Source organism: Enterobacter cloacae complex sp. IR5402, from assembly GCF_049238125.1.
Lineage (GTDB): Bacteria > Pseudomonadota > Gammaproteobacteria > Enterobacterales > Enterobacteriaceae > Enterobacter > Enterobacter hormaechei_C.
Map to the genome: position 1 here is coordinate 24,743 of NZ_JBMKHO010000020.1, position 26,410 is coordinate 51,152.

25 protein-coding genes and 1 pseudogene are annotated in these 26,410 nt (G+C 54.2%); 13 read left to right on the top strand and 13 right to left on the bottom strand.

Annotated elements, in window-relative coordinates; genetic code table 11:
* Positions 1-21 precede the first annotated feature (21 nt).
* The 6 genes from ACOTXL_RS21830 (at position 22) to ACOTXL_RS21855 (ending at position 3,387) form a co-directional block, all read left to right on the top strand.
* Positions 22-336, top strand: coding sequence for a hypothetical protein (locus ACOTXL_RS21830; protein ID WP_045626269.1), 315 nt, complete (start codon positions 22-24; stop codon positions 334-336).
* A 48-nt stretch (positions 337-384) separates the two neighbouring features.
* On the top strand, positions 385-1,008 hold the full coding sequence (locus ACOTXL_RS21835) for a hypothetical protein (protein WP_234393270.1): 624 nt from the start codon (positions 385-387) through the stop codon (positions 1,006-1,008).
* Positions 1,009-1,115: 107 nt separating this feature from the next.
* Positions 1,116-1,349, top strand: a complete 234-nt coding sequence (gene cor / locus ACOTXL_RS21840; protein ID WP_017382566.1) for a phage exclusion lipoprotein Cor — start codon at positions 1,116-1,118, stop codon at positions 1,347-1,349.
* A 58-nt stretch (positions 1,350-1,407) separates the two neighbouring features.
* On the top strand, positions 1,408-2,748 hold the full coding sequence (locus ACOTXL_RS21845; protein WP_045626268.1) for a hypothetical protein: 1,341 nt from the start codon (positions 1,408-1,410) through the stop codon (positions 2,746-2,748).
* A gap of 82 nt (positions 2,749-2,830) precedes the next feature.
* Entirely contained in the window at positions 2,831-3,070 is a 240-nt protein-coding gene (locus tag ACOTXL_RS21850; protein WP_023303632.1) for a hypothetical protein, read from the top strand.
* Positions 3,070-3,387 carry a hypothetical protein gene (locus ACOTXL_RS21855; RefSeq protein WP_023306078.1) on the top strand — a complete coding sequence of 106 codons (318 nt, stop codon included), beginning with the start codon at positions 3,070-3,072 and terminating at the stop codon, positions 3,385-3,387. Before ACOTXL_RS21850 ends, ACOTXL_RS21855 begins: the two co-directional genes overlap by 1 nt.
* A 139-nt stretch (positions 3,388-3,526) precedes the next feature.
* Here ACOTXL_RS21855 and ACOTXL_RS21860 read toward each other — a convergent pair.
* Positions 3,527-3,721, bottom strand: a pseudogene (locus tag ACOTXL_RS21860) (PTS sugar transporter subunit IIBC); the annotation flags it as partial.
* Between the two features lie 179 nt (positions 3,722-3,900).
* Between ACOTXL_RS21860 and ACOTXL_RS21865 the strand changes: the two are divergent.
* Positions 3,901-4,929 (top strand): Mal regulon transcriptional regulator MalI, encoded by a 1,029-nt coding sequence (locus ACOTXL_RS21865; RefSeq protein ID WP_003857568.1) that lies wholly within the window; start codon positions 3,901-3,903, stop codon positions 4,927-4,929.
* Positions 4,930-5,030: 101 nt separating this feature from the next.
* Here ACOTXL_RS21865 and ACOTXL_RS21870 read toward each other — a convergent pair whose 3' ends face one another.
* Both ACOTXL_RS21870 and manA read right to left on the bottom strand, forming a co-directional pair.
* Positions 5,031-6,557: a YdgA family protein gene (locus tag ACOTXL_RS21870; RefSeq protein ID WP_045351031.1), complete on the bottom strand. Its 1,527-nt coding sequence runs from the start codon at positions 6,555-6,557 to the stop codon at positions 5,031-5,033.
* A 99-nt stretch (positions 6,558-6,656) separates the two neighbouring features.
* The gene (manA, locus tag ACOTXL_RS21875; RefSeq protein WP_045351030.1) at positions 6,657-7,832 is read right to left on the bottom strand and encodes a mannose-6-phosphate isomerase; all 1,176 of its coding nucleotides are present in this window, start codon (positions 7,830-7,832) and stop codon (positions 6,657-6,659) included.
* A gap of 199 nt (positions 7,833-8,031) precedes the next feature.
* Between manA and fumA the strand changes: the two genes are divergently transcribed.
* Both fumA and fumC read left to right on the top strand, forming a co-directional pair.
* Positions 8,032-9,678, top strand: coding sequence for a class I fumarate hydratase FumA (gene fumA / locus ACOTXL_RS21880; RefSeq protein WP_023314046.1), 1,647 nt, complete (start codon positions 8,032-8,034; stop codon positions 9,676-9,678).
* A gap of 182 nt (positions 9,679-9,860) precedes the next feature.
* On the top strand, positions 9,861-11,255 hold the full coding sequence (fumC, locus tag ACOTXL_RS21885; RefSeq protein ID WP_045351029.1) for a class II fumarate hydratase: 1,395 nt from the start codon (positions 9,861-9,863) through the stop codon (positions 11,253-11,255).
* On the opposite strand, the gene tus is transcribed toward fumC, so the two are convergent.
* The 4 genes from tus to rstA form a co-directional block, all read right to left on the bottom strand.
* Positions 11,256-12,185, bottom strand: coding sequence for a DNA replication terminus site-binding protein (tus, locus tag ACOTXL_RS21890; RefSeq protein ID WP_003857559.1), 930 nt, complete (start codon positions 12,183-12,185; stop codon positions 11,256-11,258). It lies immediately after the preceding gene.
* A 74-nt stretch (positions 12,186-12,259) separates the two neighbouring features.
* Positions 12,260-13,558, bottom strand: a complete 1,299-nt coding sequence (rstB, locus tag ACOTXL_RS21895) for a two-component system sensor histidine kinase RstB (protein WP_003857557.1) — start codon at positions 13,556-13,558, stop codon at positions 12,260-12,262.
* A gap of 324 nt (positions 13,559-13,882) precedes the next feature.
* Entirely contained in the window at positions 13,883-14,302 is a 420-nt protein-coding gene (gene iraM / locus ACOTXL_RS21900; RefSeq protein ID WP_058659747.1) for an anti-adapter protein IraM, read from the bottom strand.
* Positions 14,303-14,694: 392 nt separating this feature from the next.
* A complete protein-coding gene (rstA, locus tag ACOTXL_RS21905) occupies positions 14,695-15,414 on the bottom strand; it encodes a two-component system response regulator RstA (protein ID WP_003857553.1) in 720 nt (239 codons plus the stop codon).
* Between the two features lie 127 nt (positions 15,415-15,541).
* Between rstA and ACOTXL_RS21910 the strand changes: the two genes are divergently transcribed.
* Positions 15,542-15,877: a GlpM family protein gene (locus tag ACOTXL_RS21910; protein ID WP_003857551.1), complete on the top strand. Its 336-nt coding sequence runs from the start codon at positions 15,542-15,544 to the stop codon at positions 15,875-15,877.
* Here the strand turns inward: ACOTXL_RS21910 and folM are convergent.
* From folM to ydgH, 3 genes are all read right to left on the bottom strand, one after another.
* Complete coding sequence (gene folM / locus ACOTXL_RS21915) at positions 15,874-16,596, bottom strand: dihydromonapterin reductase (RefSeq protein ID WP_045351028.1); 723 nt, start codon at positions 16,594-16,596, stop codon at positions 15,874-15,876. The two genes, ACOTXL_RS21910 and folM, sit on opposite strands and share 4 nt — an antisense overlap.
* Positions 16,597-16,635: 39 nt before the next feature.
* Positions 16,636-18,018, bottom strand: a complete 1,383-nt coding sequence (locus tag ACOTXL_RS21920) for an amino acid permease (RefSeq protein WP_003857548.1) — start codon at positions 18,016-18,018, stop codon at positions 16,636-16,638.
* Positions 18,019-18,203: 185 nt separating this feature from the next.
* The gene (gene ydgH / locus ACOTXL_RS21925) at positions 18,204-19,148 is read right to left on the bottom strand and encodes a DUF1471 family protein YdgH (RefSeq protein ID WP_003857546.1); all 945 of its coding nucleotides are present in this window, start codon (positions 19,146-19,148) and stop codon (positions 18,204-18,206) included.
* 535 nt (positions 19,149-19,683) lie between these two features.
* On the opposite strand from ydgH, the gene pntA reads away from it, so the two are divergent.
* From pntA to ACOTXL_RS21940, 3 genes are all read left to right on the top strand, one after another.
* Positions 19,684-21,213, top strand: a complete 1,530-nt coding sequence (gene pntA, locus ACOTXL_RS21930; protein ID WP_023324557.1) for a Re/Si-specific NAD(P)(+) transhydrogenase subunit alpha — start codon at positions 19,684-19,686, stop codon at positions 21,211-21,213.
* A gap of 10 nt (positions 21,214-21,223) precedes the next feature.
* Positions 21,224-22,612 (top strand): Re/Si-specific NAD(P)(+) transhydrogenase subunit beta, encoded by a 1,389-nt coding sequence (gene pntB / locus ACOTXL_RS21935; protein ID WP_003857541.1) that lies wholly within the window; start codon positions 21,224-21,226, stop codon positions 22,610-22,612.
* A gap of 107 nt (positions 22,613-22,719) precedes the next feature.
* Positions 22,720-23,832 (top strand): mechanosensitive ion channel family protein, encoded by a 1,113-nt coding sequence (locus ACOTXL_RS21940; RefSeq protein ID WP_003857538.1) that lies wholly within the window; start codon positions 22,720-22,722, stop codon positions 23,830-23,832.
* A 38-nt stretch (positions 23,833-23,870) separates the two neighbouring features.
* Here the strand turns inward: ACOTXL_RS21940 and uspE are convergent, their stop codons facing one another.
* The 3 genes from uspE to ogt all read right to left on the bottom strand — a co-directional run bounded on the left by uspE (position 23,871) and on the right by ogt (position 26,410).
* A complete protein-coding gene (uspE, locus tag ACOTXL_RS21945) occupies positions 23,871-24,821 on the bottom strand; it encodes a universal stress protein UspE (RefSeq protein WP_003857535.1) in 951 nt (316 codons plus the stop codon).
* Positions 24,822-24,958: 137 nt separating this feature from the next.
* The gene (gene fnr, locus ACOTXL_RS21950; protein ID WP_000611906.1) at positions 24,959-25,711 is read right to left on the bottom strand and encodes a fumarate/nitrate reduction transcriptional regulator Fnr; all 753 of its coding nucleotides are present in this window, start codon (positions 25,709-25,711) and stop codon (positions 24,959-24,961) included.
* 183 nt (positions 25,712-25,894) lie between these two features.
* Positions 25,895-26,410 carry a methylated-DNA--[protein]-cysteine S-methyltransferase gene (gene ogt / locus ACOTXL_RS21955; protein WP_003857532.1) on the bottom strand — a complete coding sequence of 172 codons (516 nt, stop codon included), beginning with the start codon at positions 26,408-26,410 and terminating at the stop codon, positions 25,895-25,897.

A 26,410-nucleotide genomic window follows, 5' to 3' on the forward strand; every position in this document is an offset into this window, starting at 1 on the left:
CTTTTTTTTCAGGAGGACTGGATGGCGGAATATGGTGTTCAGACATGGGACGCCTCAGGCAATGTAAATAACTATGGCGTTAAGCCTGTCAGTGTTTGTGGCTATCTCCAGCTGGCCCAGAACCAGAAAACAGGCTCTTACACCGTAGCGCTTCCACCGGGTTGCAGGCTGACCTGTTTTCAGAGCATGAACGGCGATCAGTTTGGTACGAGTCGGAGGAAGATCACCATTTCAGGGGGAACAGCAACAGTGTCAGCAGTAGGCGATACCGACTACTCAGCAGGGACTGAGCCTGCGGCAGCGGCTTATCTCATTTTCCAGATCGAGAGGGCATAAATGGCGGAGTATGGCGTTTTACTGACGACCACGAGCGGGGAAGTATGGGTGACCGCGAACAGCTCGCCAATCGCTCTTCAGGCGCGAAAGACAGCGGCACTTCAGGGAACATCGGGGTTCAATACCAAAGTGACGCACACATTCCCCGCAGGCCAGCCTGTTGTCGCCTTCGTTCATTGCACGGTTGAGGTCGAAATCACTCAGACGATAAGCGGGAACACCATCACGATTGATTTTCTCAGACCGAATGCAACCGGCACAGCGTACGTTTATTTTTTCTCTATTTTCCCGCAGACAAAGCCAGACTACGGGCTGGCTGTGTGGGATGCATCAGGGACGCTGATTTTAACAAACGAAACGCGCACGCTGAGCGATGTTGTCACCCTCGGTACCGCCGGGGTGGATGCCAGCTCAGGATACAACATCAATACAACTCTGGCGGGGAAGTGGGCCTGTATGCCTGCCATGCTGGGGCTAATTACCGGGGTTGTATCCGCCGGCGGTCAGCCGCAGCCCTACTCGGCCATATACAAGAGCATGGCAAAGCTTGAGGGAAGCAATACGCGGATATTCGCCAGGCCGCAGACAACCCCCGGCGGCAACCTTCAGAACGTTACGTATTCGAATCTGAGGAACGTGATTATGGCCATTAACTGCGCCAATTATGATTGATCGTTTTGAACGATCAATTTCGAATAATTGATCTACCAAATCAATTATATCCCGATGATTCATATTGTTATTGTGTAGCTTCATGAATGCCCTGGGATATAACCACTATGAAAAATATGATTCTTTGCCTGGCGGTAGCGGTATTGCTCTCCGGTTGCGCTGGCGTTATTGAGAAGCAGCAACCCGTATGCACCGGAACAGCCCTGGTCGGCGGACAGGAAAGCAGCGTCCAGATCTACGGAGTCCGTAAACAAAACAATCAGACGCAGTACCGCGCCGGTTATCCCTTTAACTGGTCATGGGTGAGCGCCAACACGTTCACCAGCACCACCTGCCACTAACCCATTCAGTTTTGAACAAACCCCGCTTCGGCGGGGTTTTTTATTGCCTGGAGAAAACATGATTTATACTACTGGCACTATCGCCATCAGCGGAAACACCCTTACAGGTACCGGCACAAACTTCACTGCTGCTGGTTCTCTTATTCGTAACGGCTGTACCGTTATTGCAATGACCAGCCCTGTGCAGGTATTTCAGATTACCACCATTGGCAGCGCAACAAGTCTCACTGTAACGCCAGCGGCTAACCCAGCAGTTCCCGCCGGAACCCGATTTGCCATTCTTCTGAGTGACAGTCTGAGCGTGGATGGTCTGGCGCAGGATATCGCTGAAACCTTCACGATGTACCAGCGCTACATGAGCGGTTTCGCTGATGTGATGAATGGAGCTACTGATGTCACTATCACCATTAACGGTACAGCAATAACGGTACCGGGGCAGAAGTCACTGGCGAAAAAAGGGGCGAACAACGATATCACCAGCCTAAGCGGCCTGACTACCGCCCTCAGTATCAGTCAGGGTGGCACGGGAGGAAAGACCGCAGCAGATGCACGTACCAATCTCGGATTAGGAACAGCTGCAACAGTAAATTTGCAATCCTCAATTACCGATACCACTGCAGGTGTCGCTTTGATGCAGGGGGCTTTCGGCCTGGGACAGTCTATACCACATCAATTTTCGATAGGCGTACCTTTTGACAGAACCCAGTTCTATGGCGCGACACAGGGTAATGGAAGTAATCCTGTTGCTCAACGTATGGGGGGGATGGTTCTGGCATATGCCGGTGGGTCTTACGCTTGTGCAATAGCAGCGGCATTGGACACAAACAGCCCAACAATTTGGTTTAGAGGCATGGCTGGCGGAACGGCGGGTTCCTGGCAAAAGTTTTATACATCAACAAATACCACCGTAGCATCAGACGGAAGCCTCAAGGCAGCGTCTCCAGTAGCCCGTATCGTCAAATCAAAGGAAGAAAGTCAGCGCACAGATATTGATGAGAATGACTTTATCTGGTGCGGCTGCGGTACGGCGAATGCAGAAGCTGAAGGAATCAGCATTTCTCGTCTTGATGTAGGTGTTTATACGCTTACCGGTTCAGCTGGTCTGGCTTCTTCTGGATGGCAGCTGCTGCCGCCAATGGACCCGGGTGGAATGGGAGAACTGGGTGTAGTTGAAGCTGAGCAGACAGAAAGCGGTGGGCTGACGATTCGGCTTTTTAAGCGGAAATACATGCTCAGCGAAGAAGGCGAAATTGTTAAAACGAAAGGGGCTCCTATAGATGTTCCTGCCAATAGCTGGATCGACGTTCGCCTCGATATGCCAGAGGATAGCATCTGGAAAACAAGAGCTTCAGAAGCTTCTCTTGAACTGACAGAGCAGCCTGAAGACATTCAGCCTTAAAAATTAATAGGCGAACCCAAATTGATCTGCATTCCATTTGAAACTACTGTATATAAACACAGTAATAAAGGGAGTGCAGATTATGCCCCGAATTTCAGATATTCAGGCCGCCTTTATTGCGGCCATAGAGCTTAACCCAAAGGGCTACCGCTACCTGAGAACAGACAGCTTTATAGAAAAGTTGCGTGGTTTTAACTGGCACTTCACCCGAGCCGACGCCAATGCATGGATAGAGCGCAATCAGCCAGGCTTCGCTGACAAGACGACAGACGGTAGCGACAACAGGTACTGGATCCTGCGTAACATGGGGAGGGTACACTGATGGGATTTCCTTCACCGGCGGCTGATTTCGTAGCACCGCGTTTATCTCCGGAAATTATCTGCGGGATCGGCATGGACAGCCGCATCCTCGAAACCTCGTCTGGCTTTGCGGTTATCGAGCCGTGCACCAGACTGGTACAGAATCAGGTTCTGCTAATCCTCAGCGGCGGACGGACTCAGTTTGCCAGGGTCATGGGCAGGGCGCTGATTTGTGATGATGGTGAAGCGATAGAGGGGGAGGCTGCGGAAGAGGTTGAGGTGATGGGGCGGGTGACATTCTTCATCAACAGCGTGATGCAGGATGACAGGGTGGTGTGATGGGGCATGGGTGGGGCATAAAGTTACCGCGAAACGACGTTAGTTCATTGCACATGACAAATCGTATCGCGGCAACATAGCAGAAGTTACCGCACATCAATCCAACATCAAGCCACTTCGTTAAAAGACTTAATAGTCTCCAGATGAAGATCGCCTGAAGTACCGGATTTCCCAGGAAAGGGATCAGAGTAATGACGTCATGACTGCTTAACGAGCTGCCGATCCCCAGCATAATCCCGCAAAAAGAGAGAAGCGCCACGGGCAGCATAAAGGTTTTACCCAGTTGCTGGAAAAACTCCCACAGCGATATTTTTTGTGCTGCTTTCGTCGTCATAAAACGACTCCTTAAATGGTAGAAAGAGATTTAACGACCTCGATGGGGCGAGAAGATAAAACGTTTTATCAAACTTTAGTGCGCGCTAAATCACATTCTCAGGCTTTTACTGGTAGTATAAAGATAACGTATTGATAAAACGTTTTAGCGATCTCATTATCAAGGAGTCACGCCACCACATGGCTGTAGCGAAAAAGATCACCATCAACGATGTCGCGCTGGCGGCGGGGGTTTCCGTCAGCACCGTTTCGCTGGTATTAAGCGGGAAGGGGCGCATCTCTCCTGCAACGGGTCAGCGCGTCAACGAGGCCGTTGAGCAGTTGGGCTTTGTGCGTAATCGCCAGGCGTCGGCGCTGCGCGGTGGGCAAAGCGGGGTGATAGGGCTGATCGTTCGCGATCTCGCGTCGCCGTTTTATGCAGAACTGACCGCCGGGCTGACCGAGGCGCTTGAAGCGCAGGGGCGAATGGTTTTCCTGCTCCACGGTGGGCGCGAACCGGAGCAACTGCTCTCCAGGCTGGATTTGCTGCTGACACAAGGGGTGGATGGGGTAATCGTGGCCGGCGCGTCCGGCGTGGGCAGTGAATTGTGTGAGCGCGCGGCGCAGAAAGGCGTACCGCTGGTGTTTGCGTCGCGCGCCAGCTATCTCGACGAAGCCGATACCCTTCGGCCAGATAACATGCAGGCCGCGCAAATGCTGACCGAGCATCTTATTCATCGCGGCCATCAGCGCATCGCCTGGCTCGGCGGTAAAAGCTCGTCCCTGACGCGTGCCGAGCGGGTGGGCGGTTACTGCTCCACGCTCATCAAATATGGCCTGCCGTTTCACAGCGAATGGGTGGTGGAGTGTGAATCCAGCCAGAAAAAAGCCGCGGAAGCCATCGGCACGCTGCTTCGCAACAGCCCGACGATCAGCGCGGTGATTTGCTATAACGACGTTATTGCGATGGGGGCGTGGTTCGGCTTGATCCGCGCCGGACGCCAGAGCGGTGAGGGCGGGGTAGAAACGTTCTTCGGCCATCAGGTGGCGCTGGGGGCGTTTGCAGATGTCGGTGAAAATGCGTTAGACGATCTCCCCATCGTCTGGGCGACGACGCCGGCTCGTGAAATGGGGTACACCCTGGCAGAACGAATTATGCAGCGCATTGAAAATACGGACGTGCAGGCCGGGCATCAGATTGTGGCTGCGCGCTTAGTGACGGTGAAGTAAACGCTTTGCTTGCACGGGCCTACAACGGCTCAGGATCGGAGGCCGGGTAAGCGTCAGCGCCACCCGGCAATAAAAAACCCCTCATGCGAGGGGTTTTTCGTTTACTGCTGCGGTACTGCCGGCGGCGCAGCCGGTTCGGCCGGTTCAGGCATGCCCAGCGTCGGCATACCAAACATACCGACAAACTCTTCCAGCGGCATTTTGTCGCCGTTGAGCGTCACCTGGCCATTAGCATATTGCAGGCTGGTGGAAATGGTGTTGTCTTCCACCTTCGTGATGCGGAACATCTGGCCCATCGCCGCCAGGCCTTTCACCTGTTGGTTTGCCAGTTTACCTGCATCTTCTTCACCATACCCTTCGAGTTTCGCAATCTGCGTCATGAACTCGGTTGCCATATCCATCGGGATGGTCAGCTTGCTGTCGAGCGATTTCACGCTGCGGTCAACTTCCTGCGCGAGGGTCTGCGGCTCGCTGGTCGTGGCTGCCGGATCCTTCAGGAACAGCGACAGGTTGAAGTTGGTTTCGCCTTTGCCGTTTTTCCAGCTCAGTGGCGCAACGGTAATCACCGGCTCGCCCTTCAGCAGGATCGGCAGGTTATTAAACAGCACCGTCATCGCCTGCTGCTGGTAAGCCTGTGGGTTCTGTTGCAGGGCGGCATCGGTCAGCAGAGCCTGGCTCTCTTTACTGTATTTCTGACTGAATTCGTGCCACGCCTGGCCGTCAATGTTGCCGATTTTCAGGGACAACTTACCGGTACCCAGATCCTGATTCTGTACTTTCAGGCTTTTCAAGCTGTAATCTAGCTGGGTGTTGATGCTTTTACCGTCTTTGGACACGTCAGACTTACCGTCCAGCTCCATGCCTTCAAGCACCGCCATCTCTTTGCCTTCGATCGCAATGGCGATCTTATCGAGGCTCAGTTTCTGGTCGCCGATACGCTCATCAAAATCAGTCATACGGCTATTGCCGCTGGCTTTCAGGTTGTTGAAGGTAAGCTGCACCTTCTGGTTATATTCATTGACTGAATTCACCAGGCCGCTGGCGGCATCGCCGGTCAGGGAGACATTCTTGCCGTCGCGATCGGCATCAAGCTGGAAATTACCGCCGCTGAAGGCGACTTTATCAGTGCCTTGTTCGTAATTCAGGGCTTTCAGGTCGATGTCGGAATGCGTATCACCGGCATAGCTGATGCGGGTATTGATCTCAAACGGCGACTCATTTTTCGCCATATCGAAAATCGGCTTCGTCACCTCGTTATTCACCAGTACGGTTCTGGCGGATGCCATAGAGGGGATCAGGTTAAACTTTTTCAACTGCGCCAGCGGGAACGGACCGTGGCTGACCACTTCATCCAGCACCACGCTCTGGCCCGGTTTCAGCCAGGCGTTCTGATTACCCGCAACCGGCTTCACCACCACCTGCATATGGCTGGTAAACACGCCACGCTGGTAGTTCTGATAGCTCAGCTCCAGACCTGCTTCAGGCGCGCTGCGCTTAATCTCGCTGTTTGCCTGCGTCATCATCTCTGCCAGACGGCTTTCCAGCTGTTTCCCGGTATACCAGGAAGCACCCGTCCAGATTACGCCTAAAGCAACAATCACTCCTACCGCTACGACCGATTTTTTCATTGCGATTATCCCTAAAATGAAACCAGGCGGTTAAAACCGCCTGGTGTTACAACGCCTGTTACTAGCTTAGCAAGAGTTGTTAAAAAATTCAGTAAGTCCCTAAAGCTTATTAAAAACACGCGCCAGGCGACCGGTGCCGCTCACCCGGACAGGCGACTCGTTTGCTGCGACAAAGGCGGATTCACCCGGTTTGAGCACCAGACGCTCGCTATCTTTGTGCAACGTCGCTTCGCCTTCCACACAGAACAGGATCGCGGCGCTCTCCTGTGCAATGGCGGTTTCGTCTGCGCTGAGGTCGTGCAGGGAGAAGGCAAAATCGTCAACCGGAATCGGGAAATCCAGCTCTGCGCCGTTTTTCACCGGCTGAGTAAGCAGCTCCGCAGCAGGTTTCGCCACAAACTTCACGTTGGCAACCAGCTCAGGGATGTCGATGTATTTTGGCGTCAGGCCCGCGCGCAGTACGTTATCGGAGTTAGCCATCACCTCCAGTGCCACGCCGTTGAGGTAGGCGTGCGGGGTTTCAGCGAACAGGAACATCGCTTCGCCCGGGTTGAGCTTCACCACGTTCAGCAGAAGCGGAGAGAAGAGACCGCTGTCGTCCGGATAAAACGCGGAAATTACGCGAATGGTGTCCCATGGCTCACCCTGCTGGCTGTTCAGCGCGGCTTTCAGCACCGCCAGCGCGTGGGATTTTTCCTCGCCCTGCATATTCAGCAGGCTGGCAAACAGCTCGCTCAAGGCTTCTGCGTTCGGGTTTTCAAGGAAGTGGGCGATCGCGTTGTGAGCCCCGGCGACCGGTTGCAGCAGGGAGATGATCTCGGAAAACTCGCGGAAGGCATTCATCGCCAGGAAAGGGGTAAGGGCGAAAACCAGTTCCGGCTTGTGGTTAGGATCTTTGTAGTTACGCTCTGCGCCGTCTAACGGAATACCGGCGGCATTTTCTTTGGCAAAGCCCAGCTCAGAGGCTTTTTTGTTCGGGTGAACCTGAATGGAGAGCGGCTGGTCGGCGCACAATACCTTGAACAGAAACGGCAGCTCACCAAAACGATTCGCCACTTTATCGCCGAGCAGTGCGGCTTTGTCGGCGTCGATGACGTCACGCAGGCTGCGAACCTGACCGCTGGCATCTTCAATTTTTGAGCTGCTCTTCGGGTGCGCGCCCATCCACAGCTCTGCCATCGGCAGGTTGTCCGGGTTGGCGATACCGTAGAGATCCGTTAACGCAGTTTTACTTCCCCAGGCGTAGTTTTGCACTGAGTTGATGAGTTTTTGCATTATCAAGCCCTGATTCATATGTGGAATTAACTCCGCGTATTAAAGCAATAAACCGAATGGAAGTAACCTGCGGATGTAAAAAGTCGTACTAGTCTCAGTTTTTGTTAAAAAATTGTGTAGGATAAGCTGACTCGCTTTTAAGCCGGGCAGCGGAACATCTGCCCTGAATAAACAGACCGAAGCAGTAAGTGAGAGAACAATGTCGAATAAACCCTTCCATTATCAGGATCCTTTCCCCCTCAGTCAGGATCAGACCGAGTATTATCTGTTAACCCGCGATTACGTTACTGTCTCTGAGTTTGAAGGGCAGGAGATCCTCAAAGTTGACCCGCAGGCGCTGACGTTGCTGGCGCAGCAAGCCTTCCATGATGCTTCCTTTATGCTCCGTCCGGCGCATCAGCAGCAGGTTGCTGATATCCTGAGCGACCCGGAAGCCAGCGAGAACGATAAGTACGTTGCCCTGCAATTCCTGCGTAACTCTGATATCGCGGCGAAAGGCATTTTGCCGACCTGCCAGGACACCGGCACGGCGATTATCACCGGTAAAAAAGGCCAGCGCGTCTGGACCGGCGGCGGTGACGAAGCGGCGCTGGCGCGCGGCGTTTACAATACCTACACCGAAGACAACCTGCGCTATTCGCAAAACGCGGCGCTGGATATGTACAAAGAGGTGAACACCGGCACTAACCTGCCCGCGCAGATTGACCTCTACAGCGTCGACGGTGACGAGTACAAATTCCTCTGCATCGCCAAAGGCGGCGGTTCAGCCAACAAAACCTATCTTTACCAGGAAACCAAAGCGCTGCTTACCCCGGGCAAGCTGAAGAACTACCTGGTCGAGAAGATGCGTACCCTCGGCACCGCGGCCTGCCCGCCGTACCATATCGCATTTGTGATTGGCGGTACGTCTGCCGAAAGCACCCTGAAAACCGTTAAGCTGGCCTCAACCAAATACTACGATGGCCTGCCAACGGAAGGTAACGAACATGGTCAGGCGTTCCGCGACGTGCAGCTTGAGCAGGAACTGCTGGCCGAAGCGCAGAACCTGGGGCTGGGCGCGCAGTTTGGCGGCAAATACTTCGCGCATGACATTCGCGTGATCCGCCTGCCGCGCCACGGTGCTTCCTGTCCGGTGGGGATGGGCGTTTCCTGTTCAGCGGACCGTAACATCAAAGCGAAGATCAACCGCGACGGCATCTGGATCGAGAAGCTGGAGAACAACCCGGGCAAATACATCCCTGAAGAACTGCGTAAAGCGGGCGAGGGGGAAGCGGTTCGCGTGGACCTGAATCGTCCGATGAAAGAGATTCTGGCGCAGCTTTCGCAGTATCCGGTCTCGACGCGCCTTTCCCTGAACGGGACGATTATCGTGGGCCGCGACATCGCCCATGCGAAGCTGAAAGAGCGCCTGGACAACGGCGAAGGGCTGCCGCAGTACATTAAAGATCACCCGATCTACTACGCAGGTCCGGCAAAAACGCCTGATGGATATGCTTCCGGCTCGTTAGGCCCAACCACGGCGGGCCGTATGGACTCCTACGTCGACCAGTTGCAGGCCAACGGCGGCAGCATGATCATGCTGGCGAAAGGCAACCGCAGCCAGCAGGTGACGGACGCGTGCCACAAGCACGGCGGCTTCTACCTCGGTAGCATCGGTGGCCCGGCGGCGGTGCTGGCGCAGGGCAGTATCAAGAGCCTTGAGTGCGTGGAGTACCCGGAACTGGGTATGGAAGCGATCTGGAAAATTGAAGTGGAAGACTTCCCGGCGTTCATCCTCGTGGATGACAAAGGTAACGACTTCTTCAAACAGATCCAGTCTTCCCAGTGTTCGGCGTGTGTGAAGTAATTCTGTAAATTGCCGGGTGGCGCTGACGCTTACCCGGCCAACATTCTCGTAGGTCGGGTAAGGCGCAGCCACCACCCGACATCAAAAAGAGCGCACAAAGCGCCATAACGTTTCTCAGAAGTCATCAATACTTATCTCTTAAGCATGTGAGCAATCCCATCTTTGTTATCAAGGAGTAAGTAATGACAATGCATCGCCGCGAGAAAGACTCCATGGGCGCCATCGACGTCCCGGCCGACAAGCTATGGGGCGCACAAACCCAGCGTTCGCTGGAGCATTTCCGCATTTCGACAGAGAAAATGCCCGTCTCGCTAATCCAGGCGCTGGCGTTGACCAAACGCGCTGCCGCACAAGTCAATCAGGATCTGGGCCTGCTGGATGCCGATAAAGCCACCGCCATCATCAATGCCGCCGACGAAGTGCTGGCGGGCAAACATCCCGACGAATTCCCCCTTGCCATCTGGCAGACCGGCTCAGGCACCCAGAGCAACATGAACATGAACGAGGTGCTGGCGAACCGCGCAAGCGAGCTGCTTGGCGGCGTGCGCGGCATGGAGCGCAAGGTCCACCCGAACGATGACGTGAACAAAAGCCAGAGTTCCAACGACGTGTTCCCGACGGCCATGCACGTGGCGGCCGTCATCGCAATCCACGAGCAGCTTATACCGCAGCTCAACGTGCTTAAATCTACGCTTAACGAGAAAGCGCAGGCCTTCCGCGACATCGTTAAAATTGGTCGTACGCACCTTCAGGACGCCACGCCGCTGACGCTCGGCCAGGAGATCTCCGGCTGGGTGGCGATGCTGGAGCACAACCTTAAGCATATCGACAACAGCCTGCCGCATCTGGCGGAGCTGGCGCTCGGCGGAACGGCGGTGGGCACTGGGTTAAACACCCATCCCGAGTACGCGGTGCGCGTGGCCGAAGAGCTGGCGAAGATTACCGGGCAGCCGTTTGTTACCGCTCCGAATAAGTTTGAAGCGCTGGCGACCTGTGATGCCCTGGTGCATACCCATGGCGCGCTGAAAGGGCTGGCGGCCTCGCTGATGAAAATCGCCAACGACGTGCGCTGGCTGGCCTCCGGCCCGCGCTGCGGCATCGGCGAAATCAGCATTCCGGAAAACGAGCCGGGCAGCTCCATTATGCCGGGTAAAGTGAACCCGACCCAGTGCGAAGCCATGACCATGCTGTGCTGTCAGGTGATGGGTAATGACGTGGCGGTTAACATGGGCGGCGCGTCGGGTAACTTCGAGCTTAACGTCTATCGTCCGATGGTGATCCACAACGTACTGCAATCGATTCGTCTGCTGGCCGATGGCATGGAGAGCTTTAACGAGCACTGCGCGGTGGGCATTGAGCCTAATCGCGAGCGAATCAGCCAGCTGCTGAATGAGTCTCTGATGCTGGTAACGGCGCTGAACACCCATATTGGTTATGACAAAGCGGCCGAAATCGCTAAAAAAGCGCACAAAGAGGGGCTTACCCTGAAAGCCTCTGCGCTGGCGCTGGGCTACCTGACGGACGCCGAGTTTGATGCCTGGGTCCGACCGGAAGCGATGGTGGGCAGCCTCAGATAATCACTGCGCCACATACAGGTGCAGCCGCGGAATAATCAGCTGTAGCGGCTGCGCCTGGGGTTTATAGCGATGCTGAACGTTTTCAGCATCGTAGTTCAGCAGTTCCCCGATATCCGGCACCACCGCACCCTGATCGGCATCATAGAGCGCAATCAGCGGCGTCGGGCAGGCGTATTGCACCTGCTTTTGTTGACCGGCATACCAGACACGGGCGATAGGCTGCACCTTCACCGGACGCTTTATTTTAAGACGGGTATCAGCTGGCAGGGAGGCAATGCTGTGGTACTCCTGCTCCAGCCGTTCAATCCACTGTTCCCGCGACCACGGGGCGACCGTTCGCGGCGATTTCAGGCTTTTTTCCAGCTGCGCCAGGATCTCGTCCCGCGCGAAATTTTTAATGATGTGCTTGTTGGCCCAGCCGAAGCGCAGCGTGGCGGGATGGCGCAGTACCGTCAGCGTGCGGTAGGCATTCAGGGTGATCAGCCCCGGAAGCTGGCGATGCACCCATTCAAAACGGGCAGCCGGTGCCAGCCCGGACTCAACGGTTACAATCCTCTCAAAGGCGGCTTTCAGCGTATTGATATGCGTAATCTGCGCCTCAATTCCTTCACGCGTTGCGGCATCCGTTTGCAGGCAGATGACGCCGGGCAGGCGAACGGCGGCCTTACTGCTGCGATTTTCGGACTGCTGCTGGATGAAAAGGCGACGATAGTGCTGCAACGTCATTTCCAGCGCCGCCTTGCCAACATGCTGCGTCACCTCAATGGTGTTCAGCGGGTCGTGTTCTGCGCCTTTTGCCACCTCGGGCAGGGAAAAGACGCGGGCGGCCAGCAGGCGGCAGTCCTGAAGTTGCCCCGTGAGGGTCAGTAACGCCTGCTCTATTTCCCGAAATGTGGTGTTAAGCCTTTCGATGAGATCGTAAGTTGTCATGGCAGCCCTTAATTAGTTACAACATACTATTGATATAGCACAACACGCCGGGTCAGGCCAGCGTGCGGTTTAGGTCAGGCAGGTACGGGAAGGGGAATGTTGTGATAGATCGGCCAGCTAAAGACGAACCGGGCCCCACCCAGCTCGCTCGCTTCGCAGCGAACCGAACCGCCCATCGCCTGGGCAATAGAACGGACAATAGCCAGCCCCAGACCACAGCCGCCGGTAGCCCGGTCGCGGCTGGGATCGAGGCGCACAAACGGCTCAAAAACTTTTTCACGCTCCGCCGGCTCAATGCCGGGGCCATCGTCTTCCACACACAGAATCGCCTGGCTTCCCTGCAAATCTAAACCTATGCGCAGCGTCGTTTCGCTGTAGCGCATGGCGTTGTTCATCAGATTATCCAGCACGCGTTCCATCAGGCGCATGTCCAGTGCGCCGTACGCGCCGGGGGTAATGGCTGTCAGCAGTTTTCGCTGAGGGTTAACGCTCTGCACATCGTTAATATGCGTCTGTAGCCAGACGGGGAGATCCGGTGTACTGAGGTGCAACTCCGTCTGAGGCCGATCGAGGCGGGCATAGGTCAGCAGCTCTTCAATCAGCGCTTCAAGCTGGCCAATATCCCGATTGAGCGCCTGCGATTCCGCCCCGGTGAGGTTCTCGCTCATCTCCAGGCGATAACGCAGGCGTACCAGCGGAGTGCGCAGTTCATGCGCAATGCCATCGATCAGCTGCTTCTTGCTGGCAATCAGGGCGTTGATGTTATCGGCCATCTGGTTAAAGGCAATACCGAGCCGGTCAAAACTGGAACCACTGTCGAAATGTATGCGTTCAGTTAAATGACCCTCCCCAAAACGCTGTGCGGCGGATTCCAGTTTCAGCATGTCCTGCCAGTGCGGTCGCATCCAGATGAATACAGGGAAAGCGAGCGAGATGGCAATAAAGCCCAGCAGGGCGAGATCCAGCAGGCGCATCTGGTGCAGGTAATAGAGATAGGGCACCGGCCCGACGGCCAGGACATAATGGCTGCGCGGAATACGCTGAATGAAGGTATATTTCTCGTCCAGCGCGACGATGTCTCCATCGCGCAGACGCTGCATCGCAGGCGGCGCTAAATCAAAATCCTTCATGGGTTCGATACGCAGATCAAACGACAGATTCAGATCCAGCTCTTTTAACGTGCGCGCCCAGTCATGAGGTGGTATTTCTCGCAACTCGCTACGCATCAGGTAGAGCGAGCTTTTCATCAGATCGTCGAGGGATTGTCTGCCCGCGCGCTCTGCGGTGAATTTGTAGACCAGCCCGACCAGCATGGTCATCACCAGAAAGCAGACAAACAGCAGAAGGTAAAACTGCACAAACAGCTTTTTCATTAATCTCACCGAAACAGGGGCTTCACTACACGTCTTTTACCAGCAGGGTCGCCATGGGCGCAAGTCAGGCATGATGAGTTGAAAAGGGTAATTGTCGAGAGGTATTTCAGCGCGGCATCGCTTTATTCCATCAATGCCCGGAAAATCCGTTTACGTTTCAGTTAAACGAGTTTATTTACGATTGCGTATTATTGATCCGTAATAACAATGACAAAGGCCACCTGCGGGTGGCTTTATTTAATGGCGTTAACCAGCGAGAGGGATCCGGCACAAACGGTGCGACAGAAATAATTAGCGTTGTAACCTGAGCATTATCGATCTTCGTTAATGTCTGGATTTAGCTGTGCTGACAATCAGTGGATTCGTGGTAAACCCATGCGGGCATTTCCGCGCGTTGCAATGCACCGCGTATGTGCATATCTCTTCTTGCTGGTTTCGGTTGTATGGGCATGCCATCTTGTTTTTAATTTCACTCCACAACATTTCGTTATAAGGTGATATGTTATATATCGATATAGGCTTGAACACACCATTAATGAAGACGCCATTTTTTGTCGGATATATTCTGTCACCGGGGTACAAATAGACATCGCTTTCATACCAAATAATGAGTTTCAAGAACTTGAGTCCCAAGATGCTTGAATAAACGATTCCCGTATTAGGACAAATTACCGAGCTAATGACTCTCCATGACATTGCTATACCTCTTTCATTAAATAATTGAGAGAGTATAAGGTTTAGCATGAGAATTAGATATCTGCAAACACGTAAGCCATTGAAAAAGATCGATATTATTTATACGCTTTCCACTATCCCCTTTGTTTTCAAAAGGATAAGTTAATGATTAAAGCAATTGTAAAGATTATTTTTAGCCCAATGTGCTTTTAAGTGACGGATTTTTGATCGATGATGGCGCCTGCACTGCTGAATATATATTGTACTACAGCACTGAAATACATTAGGAATACTTTTGTTTAGGCGAAAAATGCCCAACGAAATAGCATACAAGGAAGGAATGTGAACAAGGGATATTTTATAACTGACGATGCATATAATCGATAACTTTCGACGGGTACTGATAATAATTCCGATGCATCGTGAGTTATTTTTCGAATATTCCTGTTTTGTTCCTTTTTTCAGGTTTCCCAGGCGTGCGGTGCAAACAGATAGCCCTTATTGCGTACGGTTTTAATGCGGTAAGGTTCCGTGGCGTTATCCAGCAGTTTTTTACGCAGACGCGAAATCGCCACATCAACGCTACGATCCATTCCGTCGTAACTTACGCCGCGCAGATTTTTCAGTAATGCATCCCGGTCCATAATTTGACCGGCATGGGTTGCCAGCTCCCACAGCAGGTCAAAATCTGCGGTTGAGAGCGCAATCAGCTCCCCGGAAAGCATAACCTGTCGGTTGACCGGGTCGATAGAAAGCGTGCCGAAGCGCATCGCTTTGTGCGGCGTTAAGGAGGGGGCAGACGCTTCACGCTCCGCGCCGCTGGCACGCTGACGCAGATGGAGGCGCAAACGGGCAAGCAGGACTGCCGGCGGCGTGGTTTTCAGGATGTAGTCATTCGCGCCCATCTCAAGCGACAGAATATGATTCATATCGCTGTCGAGAGAGGTCAGCAGCACGATCGGACCGTCCCACTTCGTGCGCAGATCCCGGCATAGCGTCATACCATCTTTTCCGGGCAGCATGATGTCCAGCAACACCAGGTCCGGATTTTCGCGGGTCACGACGTCTTCAGCGCGATCGCCACGAGGCTCGACAACCACTTCCATATCATGTTTACCCAGATAAGCGGCGATCAGTTGCCCCACCTCGGGTTCATCTTCAACATAAACAATCTTATTCATACAACGTCTGTCATCGCAAAAAACGTCAACATACACCGCGCAATCTTAACCTTCCATTAATCTTTCAAAATTAGCCGGACTTCCGTTATCCTGCATGGGAATGTTATTTGATTGTTAAGGGAAAAGAATGGGGCTGGTGATAAAAGCCACGCTGGGTGCGCTGGTCGTGCTGCTGATTGGGGTGCTGGCTAAAACGAAGAACTACTACATTGCCGGGCTGATCCCGCTGTTTCCCACCTTTGCGTTAATCGCGCACTATATTGTGGCCTCTGAGCGGGGTATTGAGGCGCTGCGCGCCACCATTGTGTTCGGGATGTGGTCGATCATCCCGTATTTTATCTATCTGCTGTCGCTGTGGTACTTCACCGGTTTTCTGCGTCTGCCCCTGGCGCTGGGCGGGGCGGTGGTCTGTTGGAGCCTCAGCGCCTGGGTGCTTATCTTCTTCTGGAGCCGCTTTCACTAGCGCAGCGGGCGGCCACCGTCCACGGCAAACGTTCGGCCCGTGACGTAACAGCTGGTCAGCAGATAATCGATCAGGTCGATCACCTCTTTCTCACCGGGCGCAATTTTCATTAACGACTTGTTGAGCGCCTGCTGACGATACTCGGCATCATCGCCTTCGTTAAATAAAATCATCGCCGGAGCAATCGCGTTGACCTTTACCTCGGGCGCCAGCTTGCGTGCGAAAGAGCGGGTCATATTATCCAGGGCGGCTTTGCTGGCCGCATAGGCGATGTGTTTGTCGCTTCCTCGCTCTACCACGTAATCGGTGAAATGGATAATGTCGCCTGCGGCATGACCGTGTCCGCGCAGCAGATCCTGTAGGGCATGGTTGAGCAGATAAGGCGCATTAACGTGGATCTGCATCATGCAGGCGAGCGTTTCGCTGAGCAAATGTCCTGCTTTTTCAGGAAGCCAGGTACTGGCATTGTGAATAACCGCCCGCAGCCCGTGGGTGGTCGATTTCACTTTGTCCGCGAAGGCGAGTATACCTTCATCCGTGGAGAAATCCGCCTGAATGCATACTGCTCCGGCATTTCGTAGACCTTCAATGGAGGGATATTCCGTGCGGTAACTGACGATAACCGGATGGCGAAGGTTGAGAAAGTGATGGGCGAGGGCGAGGCCGATGCGACGGCCTGCGCCAGTGATCAATATTGGGCGTTGCTGCGTGTGTCCCATCGTAATCTCCTTTTCAGTTCAACAATGGGACAGGCGACGCTATCCCATTAACATCCACGTTGCCGGTACGGCAGCGACTAACAGCAAACCTATCAACGCCATTTCGCGGCGCTTAAGGGCATTATCAAGCTGATGCGTACGGCGAGCGTAGATAAACACCAGCAGGCCCGGTGCGTAGAGCACCACGGACAGCAGCAGATGCATCGGTCCGGAAGCATACAACAACCATAGACCGTAAATACAGGCGCCGACACCTACCGCATAGTGTGCCGGGCGGGTCGCAATTTTTAACAGATATGCGCCCACTAAGAAATAGGGTACCAGAATCATCTCGGAGGCGATGGTCAGCAGCGTGTTATAGTCCGATCCTGTGAGCCAGATCAGCACCAGACAGACCTGCACGCTGATGTTGGTGAGCCACAAAGAGGCCGATGGCGCACTGTTTTTGTTCTGACGGGCAAACAGGCGCGGGAACGCTTTATGCGTGGCGGCCAGGAACGGCACTTCCGCTGCCATAATGGTCCAGCTCAGATAGGCGCCGCAAACGGAGACAATCAGACCCGCCGCGATAATCACGTCTCCCCAGGGACCCAACATTTTCACCATCAGCCCGGCCATGGACGGGTTACGCATTTCCGCCAGTTCAGGGCGTGCCACCACGCCGAGCGACAACAGCGTCACCAGCAGATAAACGCCCAGCGCCGCCAGTACGGCCAGCAGCGTGGCGCGTCCCACGTCGCGCTTGTTACGCGCGCGGGCAGAGACTACGACGGCACCTTCAACGCCGATGAACACCCACAGGGTGATCAGCATGGTATTTTTCACCTGTTCCCAGACGGGAACGCCCAGCGCAATGCCGCTGAAATCGAGCGTAAAGACATCGAGACGGAAGGCGAGGAAGGCCAGCACGACGAACAGGCCAAGCGGCACAAGCTTGGCCAGCGTTGCCACGAGGTTAATGCTGGCCGCGGTCTGGACGCCGCGCAAAATCAGCCAGTGAACAATCCACAGCAGTACCGAGGCGCCGACGATGGACTGCCAGGTATTACCGTCGCCAAACAGGCGCAGTTCGGGCGTATCGGTAAAGAAGCTGAGCGCCGAGAAGACGATAACCAGATAGGAGACGTTGGCGATCACCGCGCACAGCCAGTAACCCCAGGCGGAGCAGAAGCCGATCAGCTCGCCGAAACCTTCCCGGGCGTAAGTGAATATTCCGCCGTCCAGATCCGGTCGGATACGGGTCAGCAGCAGCATGGCGAATGCCAGCAGCAAAATCCCAACACCGGTAATGCCCCAGCCAATCAGTAATGCGGCCGGGCTGGCGACGGCCGCCATGTTCTGCGGCAAACTGAATACGCCCGCGCCCAGCATTGAGCTCAATACAAGTGCAGTTAACGCACTCAGGCCAAGTTTCTTTTCCATTGGCTTCCTGTTATGAAAAGTCCAAATCCAGAATAATTATTTCGCTAAGGCGCATAAAAATGGTGGATCACGCTAAGGCGCGGGATTTTACGGAGTGTGAAGGATGCATGCAATGACGTGTGGCAGAAATCAGAAAAAAAGTAACAAAAAAGGCGGCACTGCGCCGCCTTTATGAAACCGTTTTGTTACTTGTACAGATCGGCGCTGATGGTCAGGTTGTTACCACGTTCCTGCCACTGACGGGTGATGTGGTAATACTTCGCGCCTTTCTTCGCAGCACGCTTCGCCACCTGATAGGAGATTTCCGTCATGTTGCCATAGTTGCCCGTAAACTTGATGCTGTCGAACGGCACCATCTGCGCGGCAGTGGCTTTGTTCAGCTCTTCAATTTTCGTGCCGTCTGGTAATGTAACGGTATAACGACCGCCTTTGGTGGATTGGGTTTCAAAGAAACGGCCCACTTCAGCGCTTGGTGCCGCAGACGTTGCTACGCCCGGAATTTCCACTTTCTTCGCTTCTTCACCGCCTTTCGCTAACGCGGCACGTCCCGCATCTGAATCCGCTGGAATGGCATCCGGGCTTTGCACTACGCGTTTTTTCGCATCTTGCTTATAGATGAAAGCGGTGATGCGCTGGTTTCCGCCCTGGTTGGCATCAACCTGACGCACTATATAAAACGCGTAAGCGCCTTTTTCTCTCGCGGCTTTGGTGATGGCATCGTTAACTTCAGGCTGGCTGCGGTAGAAGCCCTGAACGGTCACGGTGTCATACGGTTCCAGCTGAACAGCCTGATCTTTCGGCAGTTCAACAATGCCGTTAATCACGCGGTTTTTCTGTTCATCTGCTTTTGGGGCATTATCTTTGTACAGCGCAATCGTCACGCGCTGGTTGCCGCTGTTGCCTTGATCGGACTGGTCAACAACGTAAAACGAGGCAGCGCCGTTTTTATCGGCGGCTTTTGATGCGGCGGCGACGGCATCGCCAATAGAGTTATAGCGACCCACAATGACCGTATGGTCAAAAGGTTTTAACGCTGCCGCTTGCTCCGGCGTCAACTCTGTCGCGGCATTCGCAGACAGGGCGGTCGCGGAAAGAAGTGCGGACGCCAGGAGTGTGTTCTTAAGCTTCATAAAAATAATCCTTCGCCTTGCGCAAACCATGTACTGGTGTTGTTGTTAATTTGAGACGGTCCCGATTATGGCATTTAACACCCATCGCTGTCTGCGGCATTTTTCACAGCCTGTGCTCACCAAAGGACCTGATTCGATAACATTTTGTGATATGTGGAAAAAACAGGCGTTTCACAAGAAAAACTGATTAAGCATATGACTTTTACAAGTTAATTTAATGTTAATGAGTTGTTCTATTATGGCGCTATATCATGTTTTTACCGCTTCGCTTGCGCGATTTATCGGTCCTGAAGGCGAATTTAAGGTAAATATCTCTGTCAGTAACCCCGATCGCTTATTTTTCACAGATAAAGTAAGAAATAGTGTTTTCTGGCGGTAGATCACGGGCGCTATTTTCAGTAGGTTATAGAAAGTTTGTTACTGTTTTATTTTCCGGGGTTAATCATTCTCCGTCGTTATCGCGATGGTGAAAATTGATACAAACCGCGGGCAATTATCGACAAACCATCATCAAAAACCGATGGAAGGGAAAACTATGCGTATTGGGGTACCAAAAGAACGGTTAGCCAATGAAACCCGCGTAGCGGCAACACCAAAAACGGTGGAGCAACTGCTTAAACTGGGTTTTACCGTCGCGATTGAAAGCGGCGCGGGCACACTGGCGAGTTTCGATGACGAGGCCTTTACTCAGGCTGGCGCGGACGTCGTGGACGGTGCTGAGGTCTGGCAATCACCCATCATTCTGAAGGTAAACGCACCGGAAGAGGGTGAAATTGAACTGCTGAACGCGGGCACTACGCTGGTGAGCTTTGTCTGGCCAGCCCAAAACCCGGAGTTGATGGAGAAGCTGGCGGCACGCGGTGTCACCGTGATGGCGATGGACTCCGTGCCGCGTATTTCGCGCGCGCAGTCTCTGGATGCGCTGAGCTCCATGGCGAACATTGCCGGCTATCGCGCCATTGTCGAAGCTGCGCATGAGTTTGGTCGCTTCTTTACCGGTCAGATTACGGCGGCAGGTAAAGTTCCACCCGCGAAGGTGATGGTGATTGGTGCCGGTGTGGCAGGTCTTGCCGCTATCGGGGCCGCAAACAGCCTGGGCGCTATTGTTCGCGCGTTTGATACCCGGCCGGAAGTGAAGGAGCAGGTGCAGAGTATGGGCGCCGAATTCCTTGAGCTGGACTTCAAGGAAGAAGCGGGCAGCGGTGATGGTTACGCGAAGGTCATGTCTGAAGCCTTTATCAAGGCGGAAATGGCGCTCTTTGCGGCGCAGGCAAAAGAGGTAGACATCATTGTCACCACCGCGCTTATTCCGGGTAAACCGGCGCCGAAGCTGATCACCCGTGAGATGGTGGATTCCATGCAGCCGGGCAGCGTTATAGTCGATCTGGCGGCGCAAAACGGCGGTAACTGTGAGTATACCGTGCCAAATCAGGTCACGACGACCGCGAACGGCGTGAAGGTGATCGGTTATACCGACCTGCCAGGGCGTCTGCCAACCCAGTCCTCTCAGCTGTACGGCACGAACCTCGTTAACCTGCTGAAGCTGCTCTGCAAAGAGAAAGACGGCAACATTACCGTTGATTTTGATGATGTGGTGGTGCGTGGCGTTACCGTGGTGCGTGAAGGGGAAATCACCTGGCCTGCACCGCCGATTCAGGTTTCCGCTCAACCTCAGGCTGCGCCGAAAGCGGCACCAGAGCCCGCGGAGCCAGCAAAACCTGCGTCGCCGTGGCGCAAATACGCCATCATGGCGCTGGTCATAATCCTGTTTGGCTGGCTGGCGGACGTCGCGCCAAAAGAGTTCCTTGGCCACTTCACCGTCTTCGCGCTCTCCTGCGTGGTGGGTTACTACGTCGTGTGGAACGTTTCCCATGCGCTGCATACCCCGCTGATGTCGGTCACCAATGCCATCTCCGGGATTATCGTGGTCGGGGCATTGCTGCAAATTGGTCATGGCGGCTGGATCAGCTTCCTGAGCTTCATTGCGGTGCTGATCGCCAGTATCAATATTTTCGGTGGTTTCACCGTGACTCAGCGCATGCTGAAAATGTTTCGTAAAGGCTAAGGGGTAGCATATGTCTGGAGGATTAGTTACAGCCGCATACATTGTTGCTGCAATCCTGTTTATTTTCAGTCTGGCGGGGCTTTCCAAACACGAAACGTCTCAGCAGGGAAATAACTTTGGTATCGCCGGTATGGCGATTGCGCTGATTGCCACCATCTTTGGGCCGGACACCGGCAACGTGGCGTGGATCCTGGTGGCGATGATCATCGGCGGCGCGATTGGTATTCGTCTGGCGAAACGCGTTGAAATGACCGAGATGCCGGAGCTGGTTGCTATTCTGCACAGCTTCGTGGGTCTGGCGGCGGTGCTGGTGGGCTTCAACAGCTACCTGTACCACGAACCGGGCCTGGAGCCGATTCTGGTGAACATCCATCTGACCGAAGTGTTCCTCGGCATCTTCATCGGTGCGGTGACCTTCACCGGGTCGATTGTGGCGTTCGGCAAGCTGCGCGGGAAGATCTCTTCCAAACCGCTGATGCTGCCTAACCGCCACAAGCTGAATCTGGCGGCGCTGGTCGTTTCCTTTGTGCTGCTGGTGGTCTTCGTGCGTACCGAAAGCGTAGGCTTGCAGGTGCTGGCGTTACTGGTGATGACCATCATCGCGCTGGCGTTCGGCTGGCATCTGGTGGCGTCTATCGGCGGAGCAGATATGCCGGTAGTCGTTTCCATGCTGAACTCCTACTCCGGTTGGGCGGCGGCGGCGGCAGGCTTTATGCTGAGCAACGACCTGCTGATTGTCACCGGTGCGCTGGTCGGTTCTTCCGGTGCGATCCTGTCTTACATCATGTGTAAGGCGATGAACCGTTCGTTTATCAGCGTCATCGCGGGTGGCTTCGGTTCTGACGGTTCATCAACCGGTTCTGATGAGGAAGTGGGTGAACACCGTGAAATCAGCGCGGAAGACACCGCAGAGATGCTGAAAAACTCGCATTCCGTCATCATCACCCCAGGCTATGGCATGGCGGTGGCGCAGGCGCAGTATCCGGTGGCGGAAATCACCGAGAAACTCCGCGCGCGCGGTATCAAGGTTCGCTTTGGTATTCACCCGGTGGCGGGGCGTCTGCCAGGCCACATGAACGTGCTGCTGGCGGAAGCGAAGGTGCCTTACGACATCGTGCTGGAAATGGACGAGATCAACGATGATTTCGCCGACACCGACACCGTGCTGGTGATTGGCGCCAACGACACCGTTAACCCGGCGGCGCAGGACGATCCGCGTAGTCCGATTGCGGGTATGCCTGTTCTCGAAGTGTGGAAGGCGCAGAACGTTATTGTCTTCAAACGCTCTATGAACACCGGCTATGCTGGCGTGCAGAACCCGCTGTTCTTTAAAGATAACACCCACATGCTGTTTGGCGACGCCAAGGCCAGCGTGGATGCGATCCTGAAAGCGCTGTAATTTCGCTTCATCCTGACAAACCGCCCCCAGGGGCGGTTTTCTTATTTCTGCGGCCAGCTTTTCTCCTCTGTCTATACTTTACCCTTTGTGTAATACGAGGAGGTGTAATGCGATTTTTGTCCCGCTTCGACATCATCGAGCTGATGATGACGCCGTCTTTCTGGATCGGCGTCGCCACGGTGGTCTTTGTGACTCTGCTGGTGTACTGGCTGCTGACGCGCCTGATCGCCTTCGTTAAGAAAGGGATCACCACCTGGGGCGACAAGCACCCCAGCACCAACCGGATGCGCTTTATCCTGACGGATATGCTTAACCGCACCAGCCGCGTCCTGCTTTTTGTCGTGGCGCTGTTGTTCAGCCTGCGTTTCGTCGACTTACCGGATCATCTCTTTGGTACCGTGAGCCACGCCTGGTTCCTGGTCTTCGCTATCCAGGTGGCGCTGTGGATGGATCAGGGGGTGGTGTCGTGGCTTCGTCACGTCATGCTGGCGCCGGGAAGCCATAAAAACCCGGTGACGCTGGTGATCACGGGGCTTATCCTCCGTGCCATTGTCTGGTCAGTGATGCTGCTGTCTATTCTTGCTAACGCGGGCGTCAACATCACTGCTCTGGTTGCCAGCCTTGGGGTAGGGGGTATTGCTATCGCCCTCGCGGTGCAAACGATCCTGAGCGACGTGTTTGCATCGCTCTCCATCGGTTTTGATAAGCCGTTCGAAATCGGCGATTTTGTGGTGTTTAACGATGTCGCCGGGACGGTAGAGCACATTGGTCTGAAAACCACCCGTATCCGCAGCCTGAGCGGGGAGCAGATTGTCTGCGGGAACGCCATCCTGCTGCAACAGACGCTGCATAACTACAAGCGGATGCAAACGCGGCGGATTGTTTTTACCTTCGGGGTCGCCAGCGACACGGCGCCGGAAAAACTGCGTTCAGTGGGTGAGATGGTCAAACAGATCATTACCGACGTCGGGGAAACGAAGTTTGACCGCGCCCATTTCCTGGGCTTCGATCGCGATCGCCTGACCTTCGAGGTGGTTCATATTGTTAATACGGCGGATTACAACAAGTACATGGATATTCAGCAGGAGATCAATATTCGTATCCTGGAGGGGCTGAACCAGCAGGAGATCAAGCTGGCGCTACCGAGCATGGTTCTGCACGCGCCCTGGATGAATGCCGGCGACGAGGCATCTGCGCAACGGTTGAGCGAAGCGCAATAAAAAAAGCCCGCCGTTACCGGCGGGCTTTCATTTTGGGGTCAATCGTCTTCCTCATCGTCCAGCTCAACCGGCGTCTGATATTGATCCGGTTTGATGACCAGAAGGTCGCAGCGCAGATGGTCGATCACCTGCTCGGCGGTATTTCCCAGGAACGCGGCAGAAATACCGGTCCGGCCGATGGTGCCCAGCACCACAATCCCGGCCTGCAAATGCTCCGCCAGATCCGGAATAACCTCTTCCGGTAACCCTTTTTCTACGTGGGTCATGTTCTCATCGATACTGAATTTCTGGCGCAGCGCTTTCATGGCCAGCAGATGCTGACCGCGAATCGCGTCGTTATACACGCTCGGGTCAAATTCAGGCAGCTCGATGGCGATATTGATTGGCGTAACCGGATAGGCGCCCACCAGATGGACTTCAGTATGGTTAACCTGGTCGGCAAGCTGAAGCGTCTCCTTCACCAGTTTCTCGTTCAGCGAATTGTGATAATCCTCTTCGCTGGCCAGATTGACCGCCACGACGGCTTTCCCGCCCTCAGGCCACGGCTGATCTTTCACCATCCATACCGGACAAGGGCATTTGCGCAGCAGGTGCCAGTCTGTTGGAGTGAAAATCACGGATTCCAGTTTGTCATGCTGGTGCGCCATTTTCAGCAGCAGGTCATGCCCACCGGCCACCACTTCCTGAATAATGGCTTCGAAGGGGCGGTTGTGCCAGACTACTTTAATATCAATCGGTACGCCCGCTTCCAGGTAATACTTCGCCTGCTCGCGGATCCACGCGGTACGCTGGCTGATCACTCCCTGACGCATAGCGGTGCGCTCGTCAGGCGACAGAAGGGTGGTCATCTCGTATGAGAAGTCATAAATCGGCAAAAAGGCTTTAATTTTGCCACCAATCCGTTGATGTAAATACACAGCACGTCGTAATGCCGGCTGATCGTCCTGATTAGGATCGATAGCCACCAGCATGTTTTGATACTTTGCCATACAGGTCTCCTTACTACTGTCACCACAGTCTGTAAGTAAAAGAGTAACCTATATATCTTGAATGAAACAGGGGGGAAGTTTTTGCCAGATCAATAATCATGAAAATTTATCGACCTGGCATAAGATATCCGGGAGAGTTATGCCACGTTACGTGAGTGACCCGCCAGAATGGCCAGCGCTTCACCGTTTTCGATGGTGATATACTTACCTTTAACCGCCAGCATTCCGCTCTTCTGGAAGCGACCCAGCAGACGGCTGATGGTTTCCACGGTCAGGCCCAGATAGTTACCAATATCACCGCGCGTCATGGTCAGACGGAATTCACGCGGGGAGAAGCCACGTTCCGCGAAACGGCGGGAGAGGTTATAGATAAAGGCGGCCAGACGCTCTTCGGCATTCTTCTTAGAAAGCAGCAGGATCATATCCTGATCGCCTTTGATCTCACCGCTCATCAGACGCATCATCTGCTGACGCAGGTTCGGCATCTTACCGGACAGATCGTCCAGCGTCTCAAACGGAATTTCGCAGACCATAGAGGTTTCCAGCGCCTGAGCAAAGCTCGGGTGATGGCCACTGCCGATGGCGTCAAAGCCGACTAAATCGCCTGCCAGATGGAAGCCGGTGATCTGCTCGTCGCCCTGTTCGGTAATGGTGTAGCTTTTGATGGTGCCAGAACGGATAGCATAGAGCGATTTCAGTTCGTCTCCCGCCTTAAACAGCGTCTGCCCTTTCTGAATAGGCTTTTTGCGCTCGATGATATTGTCAAGCTGATCGAGTTCGTGCTCATTCAGAGTAAACGGGATACAGAGCTGGCTGATGCTGCAATCCTGGCAATGGATAGCACAACCGCCAGACTGAATGCGTCGTATAATTCGCTTTTCCGGGATCATAGGTTTGCTCAAGCCTTAATTGATATTGGTCAATTTTAACATCTTTTTGGTAAGGACGTAAGTCTGGCAAACCCCCAATAAAGACAAGAGACGGCAGCGTGTTGCCATCTCCTTGAAATTCCACAGAATGATTAAGGATTATGAACCTAACAGGAAGAAAATTAAGCACAAAAAGCCTGGGAATTACAGCAGAAAATACCCTTCGTGACGCAGCAGCCACTCTTTGCGCTGTACGCCCCCGGCATAGCCGGTGAGGGTGCCGTTGCGCCCAATCACGCGATGGCAAGGCACCACAATGCTGACGGGGTTAGAGCCATTTGCCGCACCGACCGCGCGCGCCGCGCCGGCACGACCAAGCTGTTCTGCCAGCTGACCGTAGTGCATCACCTGCCCGCAGGGAATATTACGCAGCGCCTGCCACACCTCGCGCTGGAAAGGGGTGCCCGCCGTGGCGGTTGGCAGGGTATTAATAATGCTGAGATCGCCCTCGAAGTAGGCCGTCAGTTTATCGCTCAGCCCGCCAGGATTACGGGCAGTAACACGCTCGTATCCCTCGGCGCGATAATGGATGTTGAGCAGCTCAACCATCCGGTCGCTGTGCTCTTCCCATTCAACCGCGCGCAGATTGAACGCTTCATCCGCGATAACCCACAGCGGCCCCAGCGGCGTCGCAATCTTATCTTCGAGTAATCTCAGCAT